The 3,118-nt window shown below is 43.6% G+C and carries 2 protein-coding genes; both read left to right on the top strand.

Features of this window, described 5'->3' with window-relative positions; translation table 11 throughout:
- The first annotated feature begins 861 nt into the window (after positions 1-861).
- Positions 862-996, top strand: a complete 135-nt coding sequence (locus F6K37_RS36095; protein ID WP_287255788.1) for a hypothetical protein — start codon at positions 862-864, stop codon at positions 994-996.
- 319 nt (positions 997-1,315) lie between these two features.
- Positions 1,316-2,620 carry a glutamate-5-semialdehyde dehydrogenase gene (locus F6K37_RS36090; RefSeq protein ID WP_008181659.1) on the top strand — a complete coding sequence of 435 codons (1,305 nt, stop codon included), beginning with the start codon at positions 1,316-1,318 and terminating at the stop codon, positions 2,618-2,620.
- Positions 2,621-3,118 lie beyond the last annotated feature (498 nt).

Genomic DNA, 3,118 nt, shown 5'->3' with positions numbered 1-3,118 from the left:
CCGCCACCTACTAACTAAAAATAGAACTTTTTTGTATTGTTCCGGCGCGGAGGGTCATCCCGTGTCGTTAATAAAGCTTGCCGAGTATCCTAACCGTTGGGTGGAGTTGGCAAGAAGCCCACACGCTCACTCGTTCGCGGAGCGGCTCTGTAAGAGCAGAGTCAGTGTGGGAGTATGTCACCAAGGACACAACCTGCTGAACCAGCACCGACAATTATATAGTTATAGAGCATCTTAGATTTAGGCTCAAATGGAACTATTGGCTGATGTGAGTAGTTAAAATTAACATTGAGTCTGTGGCAAAAGTCAATTTTTGCTTTTTGCTATGTAGCTATAGTACCTATTACTCTCACCTGTTCCAAAAAAAATAACCCCTGAGTATCTTGCTGTGAGATCACAGCTCGACCAACTAAGGGGTATCGATGGCTGAATTGCGTAAGCTATTTACTACTATCCACAGCCGCTGTATGCTTACGCGTTTTCGGAAAGTTAACCTTAGGTATAAGTTGATAGTAAGACGAGTTGCTCAGAGGTCAGACAACTAGTATGTAGCCGGGAAACGCTTTTGAGCTGTGACACAAAAAAAATACCCCTGTCTTGCTCTTAGATCACAGACAGAGGAATTAAGGGGTATCGATGACTGAATTGCGTAAGCTATTTACTACTATCCACAGCGGCTGTATGCGTACGGGTTTTCGGAACGTTAACCAAAGAGTTAACCTTATGTATAACTTCAGGGTAAGGTTGCTCAGACATCAGACAACTAGTATGTAACCGGGAAAAGCCTTTGAGCTGTTCCAAAAAAAATACCCTCTGAGTGTCTTGCTGTTAGATCACAGCTCGACCAACTAAGGGGTATCGATGGCTGAATTGCGTAAGCTATTTACTACTATCCACAGCGGCTGTATGCGATCGCGTTTTCCCAACGTTAACCAAAGAGTTAACCAATGGTATAACTTCAGGGTAAGACGAGTTGGTCAGACCTCAGACAACTAGTATGTAGCCGGGAAAAGCTTTTGAGCTGTTACACAAAAAAAATACCCCTGTCTTGCTTTTAGATCACAGCTCGACCAACTAAGGGGTATCGATGGCTGAATTGCGTAAGCTATTTACTACTATCCACAGCGGCTGTATGCGATCGCGTTTTCGCAAAGTTAATCTTATAGTCAACCTGATGTATACCTTGATGGTTTAGCCGATGATGGGGGTTTGGGGCAAGCAAGAATCCCCAAGAATAGCACGGCCTGCACCCTCTGGGAGCGTCAATTTGCTACACTGCTGATCACGTATTGGTATTGCCTCCAAAATCAAAACCATGACAGCTACACCACTTGCATCCATACCCCTAAGTGCGATCGCTCAAAAAACCCGTCAAGCTGCACAGAAGTTAGCCGTTCTCTCAACAAAGGCTAAAAATGAAGCTATTGAGGCAATAGCCCAAGCCTTGGAAGCTGCAGCACCGGAAATCCTAGCGGCGAATGCTGCAGACTGCCAAGCGGCTGAGGCAGATAAAATTCCCAAACCCCTTTACAATCGCCTGAAGTTGAACGAAACGAAGCTCAAGGGGGCTATTCAGGGGGTGCGAGATGTGGGCAACCTTGGTGATCCTGTGGGCAATGTCCAAATTCATCGAGAACTGGATCAAGGACTAATCCTCAAACGAGTCACTTGTTCCTTAGGAGTTTTAGGGGTTATCTTTGAAGCTCGTCCCGATGCCTTAATTCAAATTACCTCTCTTGCGATTAAATCCGGTAATGGTGTTATCCTCAAAGGCGGTAAAGAAGCAATTCGCTCCTGTGAAACCCTAGTCAAAGCAATTCATAAAGGATTATCTACCACAGCAGTTGACCCAGCAACGGTACAGTTGTTAACCACTAGAGAAGAAATCAAAGAGCTGTTACAACTAGACAACTATGTGGATTTGATTATCCCCAGAGGGTCGAATGCTTTTGTTCGGTTTGTGCAGGAGAATACTCGTATCCCAGTACTTGGTCATGCTGATGGGATTTGCCACCTCTATATTGATGCAGCAGCTGACTTGGAAAAAGCGGTAACTATCACCGTTGATGCTAAAACGCAATATCCAGCGGTTTGTAATGCGATTGAAACCCTGCTGGTGCATTCAACAATTGCTCCTCGTTTCTTGCCCCTAGCAGCAGAAGCTTTGAAAAAGCGTAATGTAGAATTACGAGGGGATGAAGCTAGCCGTGAGATTATCCCAATCTCGGTAGCAACGGATGAGGATTGGTCTACAGAATACAGTGATTTAATTCTTTCTATCAAAGTAGTAGACTCTGTAGAAGAAGCGATTAACCATATCAATACTTATGGTTCCAGACATACGGATGCAATTGTTACTGAAGACCAGGAGGTAGCAGATAGCTTCGGAAATCAAGTGGATGCCGCTAATGTTTTCCACAACTGTTCTACTCGCTTTGCCGATGGTTTCCGTTATGGTTTTGGAGCAGAAGTAGGAATTAGCACTCAACAAATGCCCCCCCGTGGTCCAGTGGGGTTAGAGGGATTGGTGACTTACAAATACAAGGTTACAGGTAATGGTCACATTGCGGCTACTTATGTTGGTGAGAATGCTAAGCCCTTTACCCATCGGGATATCTAATATTCTTCCGTAAATTTATAATGCTTACGGAAACTAACAGGTTTTAAATTCCGAAAGTATTGTCCAGTAATGCTTTCAGTATAATTATACTGGCAGGCGCTCCTAGTAAGTGCTCAAGAGCGATATTTTTGGAATTTTGCAAGAGGTCTATTAAAAAAACCTCAGCGGGTAGCTGAGGGATTAGTCACGTTGCATCTACTATTTCTTAATCCTTGATTGGTCGATCTAGATCCGGAACAATTTAGAAATGGGTAAGCCAAATCAAACTAATAGATTGGTTGAGACAAGATTAAACAAAAAAAATCCCCAGCCGATAGCTGAGGGATGAGTCAGGGTGCATCTACTATTTCTTAATCCTTGATTGCTCTGTCTTGATCCGGAATAAATTAGAAATGGGTAAGCCAAATCAAACTAATAGATTGGTTGAGATAAAATTGAACAAAAAAAATCCCCAGCGGGTAGCTGAGGGATGAGTCAGGGTGCATCTACTATTTCTTA

This window comes from Moorena sp. SIO4E2, from assembly GCF_010671945.1.
GTDB classification, from domain to species: Bacteria; Cyanobacteriota; Cyanobacteriia; order Cyanobacteriales; family Coleofasciculaceae; genus Moorena; species Moorena producens.
Note: the sequence above shows the minus strand (reverse complement) of the source record. Positions and strands in the feature narration are given on the sequence as shown.